The organism is Micromonospora sp. NPDC005206, assembly GCF_040608175.1.
Classification (GTDB): domain Bacteria; phylum Actinomycetota; class Actinomycetes; order Mycobacteriales; family Micromonosporaceae; genus Micromonospora.
Genome location: NZ_JBEXHU010000017.1, coordinates 1 through 6,651, shown reverse-complemented (window position 1 = coordinate 6,651; position 6,651 = coordinate 1). Strand labels below are relative to the sequence as shown.

Here is a 6,651-nt window from a genome sequence, read left to right as displayed (position 1 = left end):
TCTTGGGGGCGGCGCCGCACCGGCGCCGCCACCACCTCCGGACAACAGTGAGGAGATCGACACCGTGAACACCACCGTGGTGCGCGGCGCCGCCCCACCAACCCGCCGGCCCGTGCGCCGGCTCCGCAGGGTGGTCGCCGCGGCGGCGGTCACCGGGCTCGTCGCCGCCGGCCTGGTCGGGGTCGCCGCGCCCGCGCACGCCGCCGACTCGTACACCTTCACCAACACCGTCAACCCGATCCTCGGCGACGGCAGCTACTACTCCGCCGACCCGGCGCCGGTCGTCGTGCCGAGCGGCGCACCCGGCAACGACAGCGGCCAGGACCAGCTCTACATCTACACCGGCCACGACCAGGCCGGGCCGTCCACCAACGACTTCGTCATGAACGAGTGGGGCGCTTTCCGGACCACGGACGTCGAGGCGGGGGAGTGGACCCACTACCCGTCGCTGATGCGCCCGGAACAGGTCTTCGCCTGGGCGACGCCGGGGCGCGCGTACGCCGGCCAGGTCGTCCGGGGCGTGGACGGACGCTACTACTGGTACGTACCGATCAACGAACGGGACAGCCCGGCCTCGGACAAGTTCGCGATCGGCGTGGCCGTCTCGGACAGCCCGACCGGCCCGTGGACCGACCACGCGGGCGGGCCGATCATCTCGCAGCGGGTGCCCACGCCCAACACCATCCACAACATCGACCCGACGATCCTCGTCGACGGCACGGCACCGAACCAGCGGGTGTACCTCTGGTGGGGTTCGTTCAGCCAGCTGCGGATGATCGAGCTCCAGCAGGACATGAAGACCCCGGTCACCACCCAGCGCTCGGTCACCGGCCTGACCGGCTTCTTCGAGGCGGCCTGGGCGTTCAAGCGCAACGGCACCTACTACATGGCGTACGCCGGGAACAACGCCGGTCCGACCTCGCAGTGCACCCCGGCGAACTACCACGCCTGCATCGCGTACGCGACGGCGTCGTCGCCGGAGGGGCCGTGGACCTACCGGGGCACCATGCTCCGGCCGGTTTCCTCGACGACGAGCCACCCGGGCATCCTGGAGTTCGACGGCCGGTGGTACATCGCGTACCACACCGCCGACGCTGTGGGCGGCGGCCACTTCCGCCGCTCGGTGGCGATCGACCCCGTCGAGTGGGACGACACGCAGAACCCGCCGAGGCTGAAGCTCGTGACGCCGACGCCGGTCAGGGGGCCTGATCGCACCCCGCGGGCGAACATCGCCCAGGAGGCGACGGTCACTGTCTCCAACGTGCCGGTGCCCACGCAGTACTGGGTGAAGGCGCTCAACGACGAGATCGTCCGGTCGAACCCGCTGCCACCGGACATGTGGGGCACCTGGACCGGCAACAACCCGCCCCAGCAGTGGGCGCAGTACACGTGGGACCAGCCGATGCGGATCTCCGGGTCGCAGATCGACTTCTGGAACGACCAGCCCCAGGGCACCGGCGCGGGCGTCGCGGCCCCCGCCCGCTGGCGCCTCCAGTACTGGAATCTCGACAGCGGACAGTGGGCCGACGTGCCGAGCCCGAGCGGCTTCCCGACCGGCACGCAGGGCTTCCAGGACACCACGTTCGACCCGGTGACCACGACGCAGGTCCGCGCCGTGTTCGACGCGTCCACCAATGGCAGCACCTACTCCGGAGTGGCGGTCGAGGAGTGGAAGATCCTCGCCACTCAGCCCGAGTCCGTCACCCCGCCGGGAATGACGGTGGAGGTGGGGGAGACCGAGCTGCCCGACAGCCTCCCGGTGTCGTTCGGCGCCGAGACGCTGCGGGTGCCGGTCTTCTGGGACCCGGTCACGCCGGAGGACGTCGCGACGCCCGGGACGTTCACGATCGGGGGCAGCGTGCTCGGCTACGCCGCCGGTCGCGTCTCCGCCCAGGTCAGGGTCATCTCACCGGATGACACCGAGGGCGACGAGACGGCGCCGACGCTGACGCTCACACCCAGCGGCAGCGCCGGCGGTGCCGGCTGGTTCCGGTCCGCCGTGCGGGTGCGTATCGCCGGTGTCGACGACGGTGGCGGTCGGCTGACCATCGAGTCGCGGGTGGACGACGGCGAGCCGGTCGTCGCGAGCGCCGTGCGGTCCGTCGACGTGACCGTCTCCGGAGACGGTCAGCACGCGGTCCGGGCGACCGCGACCGACCGCGCGGGCAACACCTCGGAGCCCGCGAGCCTGGCCGTACGCATCGACGCGACGGCACCGGTCAGCACGGCCACCGTGGACAGCACGACCCGGGCGGTCACGGTGACCGCGAGCGACGCGACCTCCGGTCTCGCCCGTGTCGAGTACGCCATCGACGCCGGCCCGTGGACGGCCTACAGCGGCGCCATCGCGGCGCCCGACTCGAGCCGGCACACCGTGTCGTTCCGCGCGCTCGACACGGCCGGGAACCAGGAGACCGCGAAGACGGTCACCATCCCGGCGGACCTGTCCGGGCCGCTGACCGGCAACATCGGGCCCATCGCGACCCCGAGCGCGTCCTACACGGCGGGCTGGAACAGCCTCACCGCCCTCAACGACGGCGCCGACCCGGCGAACCCGAGCCAGGCGCAGCTCTGGGGCACCTGGTCCGGGACCCGCCCGGCGACCCAGTGGGTCCAGTACGACTGGGCCCGACCGGTGCGCGTCACCGGGACGGAGCTGAAGTTCTGGCGGGACTCCAACCGCGGCACCGGCGACGGCGTCGCCGAACCCGACGGGTGGGTGCTGCAGTACTGGGACGAGGGGACCTCGGCCTGGCGTGACGTGACCGGCGCGTCCGCCTACGGCACGAGCACCACCGCGTTCAACACCGTCACCTTCGATCCGGTCACCACACCTCGGGTGCGGGCGACGATCCGGGCCGACGGGAACGGCACCACCTACTCCGCGGTCGCGATCACGGAGTGGCGGGTCGTCGCCGACGACCCGGGTGTCCAACCCGCGTTGCCCGTCACGGTCAGCGTCCAGGCGCGGTGCGTCGGCGGTAGGGCGTACGTCGCCGTGCAGGCGCGCAACGAGCACGACGCGCCCGTGGACATCGTCCTGGAGACGGCCTACGGCCAGCGTTCCGTCGCCGACGTGGCACCCGGTGCGAACGCCTACCAGTCGTTCGCCACCCGGACGCCCTCGGTGCCGGCCGGCTCGGCGACCGTCCGCGCCACCGGGCCCATCAACGGTGTGGACGTGACGACCGTCCGCACCGCAGACCACGCCGGCGCCGATTGTGCCGGCGATCCCCGTCAGGCCCCGTAACCACTAGCGACGATGGAGTAGCAGATGAACACAGGAAACCGTAGGCGGTTGCTCGCGGCCGGTGCCGCGGGTGCGGTGCTGGTCGGGACGGTGGCGTTGCAGGCGCCGGTCCAGGCCGAGCCCGGCGACAGCGCCGACGTGCGGGTGACGGTCGACATCGAGGAGATCGCCGAACCCGGCGTGCTCGCCATGTCGATCGCCGGCAACTCCGTCGCGCTGTCCGAGGACGGCTCGACCCTGCTGGTCCGTCAGTTCGTCGGCAGCTTGCCGACGGTGACGGTCACCGACACCCGTACGGCCGAGGAGGTGCCCGACAACGCGGCCTGGGCCGTGCTGGGTAGCGCCACCGACTTCGTCGGCGGCGCCGGCCAGGCGCCGATCAGCGCCGGCCATCTCGGCTGGAAGCCGCGCCTTCTCGACGGGGGCGACAGCGGCCTGGTCACCGAAGGCGAGGAGGTGGTGACCGTCCTGGACGAGCCGACCCAGCCCGGCAACAACGTGGGCCTCGTCGACCAGGAGCTGCTGGTGTCGACGTTCGACTCCGAGGCGGTCACCGGCGACGCGTACTCGGTGGACGCCGACCTGTACCTGCGGACCCCGGCGGATGTCGCCGCCGGCTCGTACACCTCGACGTTGACCCTCTCGCTGTTCGAGTGACGCACGGGTGGGGGCCGCGTCGCCGTGGCCCCCACCATCACATCCCTCCGTCGAAGGACCCCGATGATCCGGACCTTGCCGCGGACGCCGCTGCGACTGCTCGCCGTGCTGGCCGCCGTGTTCGTCGCCGTGCCGATCGCACCCGCCACCGCGGTGGCGGAACCCACCAGCCCGACGCTGACCTGGGCGGTCCAGCCGGCCAGTCAGCAGGGCCCGGACGGCCGCCGGTGGGTCGAGCGCACGCTCGACCCGGGCCAGGTGGTGACCGAGCACCTGGCCGTGCGGAACCTCAGCGACGGCACGGTGGTCTTCGCGCTGAAGGCGGCCGACGGCTACCTCACCGACAAGGGACGCTTCAACATGCTCCCGTCCAACCGGAAGTCGGTGGACGGTGGCACCTGGATCAGGGTGCAGGAGACGGTCAGCGTCGGGCCGAGGCAGACGAAGGTGGTGCCGTTCACCATCGCCGTGCCCCGCGACGCCACGCCGGGGGACCACCCGGCCGGCATCGCGGCGGCGGTCACGAGCACGGGAGGCACGGTCGCCGTCGAGAGTCGGGTCGGGTTCCGGGTCATGCTGCGGGCCAGCGGCACGGTCACCGCGTCTCTGGCGGTGAGCGGCCTCACCGCCAGGTACGAGCGCTCGTGGAATCCCTTCTCGGCCGGCACCGTCCGTCTCAGGTACACCACGACGAACGACGGCAACGTCGCGGTGACCGGCACCGGCCGGACGGCGGCCACCGGTCCGTTCGACCTGGCCACACGGCGAATCGCGACGAACGTCGAGGAGACGCTTCCCGGAGGCACCCGGGAGGTCGAGGCCCGCCTCGACGGGGTGTGGGCGGTGGGACGGCTCCAGACCCGCGTCGACCTCACCCCGGCCGTCCTCGGTGGTGGCCCCGCCGGCGCCGAGATCAGGCCCGCCACCGCCACCGTCACCATCTGGGCGCTGCCGTGGCCGCAACTGGCCCTGGCCGCAGCCCTCGCAGCCCTCGCGTTTGCCCTCCGGAGCACCGTCCGCCGACGCCGGCGGCGACTCGTGCAGTTGCTCGCCGACGCCCGGAACGAGGGCCGGGCGGAAGCCCGGACCTCGGCACTGGCTGGCAACGCGCCGAAGGCCCCGTAAATCCCCCTGCCCGAAAGGACGATCCGCAATGGTGGAATCCGACAAGATGCCCGTCAGCCGACGTCAGGTACTTCAGGCATCGGCCATTGGCGCCGCCGCCGTGGCCACCGCGGGCGCGCTCCCGGCGACCGCCGCCGAGGCGGCGACAGCCACCGGGACGACGACCGGCGCGACCGCCCTGGGCGCGACCCCGGCCGATCCCGGTCCCGGCGGCACCGCCCCGGTCAGGCCGTTCCAGCTGCGTGACGTGAAGCTGGGCAACGGACTGCTCCAGGAGAAGCGCGACCGCATGAAGGCCTGGCTCCGGCAGTTCGACGAGCGGCGCTTCCTTGTGCTGTTCAACAACCAGGCTGGTCGGCCGAACCCGGCGGGCGTCTCCGTCCCTGGCGGGTGGGAGGACGGCGGTCTGCTCAGCGGCCACTGGGCCGGCCACTTCATGACGGCCCTGGCGCAGGGCTACGCCGACCTTGGCGAGCCGATCTTCAAGACCAAGCTCGACTGGATGGTCGGCGAACTCGCGGCGTGCCAGGCCGCGATCACCGCGCGGATGGGCGATGGCGGCCCGGGCGGTGAGGAGCCGCAGGAGCCGCAGATCGGCCGGGTGCCGGGCCGCTTCGGCAGCGCGCTCCGCCTGAATGGCCCCAGCCGGGCGCAGCACGTGACCCTTCCGCAGGAGGCGATCAGCCAGCTCGCCGACTTCACCATCGCCACCTGGGTGAACCTCGCGGCCACCCAGAACTGGAGCCGGCTGTTCGACTTCGGTCAGAACACCACGGTCAACATGTTCCTGACCCCGCGTGCCGGTGTCACCGGAAACGTGCCGCGGTTCGCGATCACCGTCAGCGGCAGCGGTGGCGAGCAACGGATCGACGGCAACGCGGCGTTGCCGACCAACCAGTGGGTGCACCTGGCCGTCACGCTCACCCAGCAGACCGGCACGCTGTACGTGAACGGTCAGCAGGCCGGCCAGAACACGGCCATGACGCTGAGCCCGGCCAACCTCGGGAATCCCGGAAACCGGTGGATCGGGCGGTCGCAGTACGGCGATGCGTTCCTGGACGCGAGCATCGACGAGTTCCACATCTTCGACCGGGCGCTGAGTCAGGCGGAGGTCCGGTCGATGCTGGACTCGCCGACCGGGAGCACCGCCGGCGGGTCGATCGCCTGGTACCGGTTCGAGGAGGAGGGTGGTACCGCGATCAAGGATGCCTCGCCCAACGGCCGGGACGGCGGCATCGTCGCGGCCCAGAGCAGCGGGGCCGCCGACTGGGTGCCGACTCACCCGGGTTATCTGGGCGCGCTGCCGGAGGACACGGTGCTGCGGCTCGGTCCGCCGCGGTGGGCCGTCTACGGCGGCAACGCGGCTACCAACACGTGGGCGCCGTGGTACACGCAGCACAAGATCATGCGTGGTCTGCTCGACGCGTATTACCACACCGACAACCACAAGGCCCTCGACGTCGTGGTCAAGATGGCCAACTGGGCGCACCTCGCATTGACCATCGGGGATAAGAACCACCCCCAGTACGCGGGCCCGATCACCCGGGACAACCTGAACTACATGTGGGACCTCTACATCGCCGGCGAGTCCGGCGGCGCGAACGAGGTGTTCCCCGAGA

At 71.7% G+C, this 6,651-nt stretch carries 4 protein-coding genes; all 4 read left to right on the top strand.

Translation table 11 applies throughout. The features are described from left to right. The first annotated feature begins 55 nt into the window (after window positions 1-55). Window positions 56-3,250, top strand: a complete 3,195-nt coding sequence (locus ABZU69_RS24955; RefSeq protein WP_354966901.1) for a family 43 glycosylhydrolase — start codon at window positions 56-58, stop codon at window positions 3,248-3,250. Between the two features lie 24 nt (window positions 3,251-3,274). After that, window positions 3,275-3,907: a hypothetical protein gene (locus tag ABZU69_RS24950; protein ID WP_354966764.1), complete on the top strand. Its 633-nt coding sequence runs from the start codon at window positions 3,275-3,277 to the stop codon at window positions 3,905-3,907. Between the two features lie 63 nt (window positions 3,908-3,970). Further along, a complete protein-coding gene (locus tag ABZU69_RS24945) occupies window positions 3,971-5,032 on the top strand; it encodes a hypothetical protein (protein WP_354966763.1) in 1,062 nt (353 codons plus the stop codon). Between the two features lie 28 nt (window positions 5,033-5,060). Further along, a partial coding sequence (locus ABZU69_RS24940) for a LamG-like jellyroll fold domain-containing protein (RefSeq protein ID WP_354966762.1) occupies window positions 5,061-6,651 on the top strand: 1,591 nt, incomplete at its 3' end.

Excerpts from the sequence above, each read along its gene's own strand:
- ABZU69_RS24950 (WP_354966764.1), top strand. The coding sequence starts at position 3,275 with ATGAACACAGGAAACCGTAGGCGGTTGCTCGCGGCCGGTGCCGCGGGT.
- ABZU69_RS24945 (WP_354966763.1), top strand. The coding sequence starts at position 3,971 with ATGATCCGGACCTTGCCGCGGACGCCGCTGCGACTGCTCGCCGTGCTG.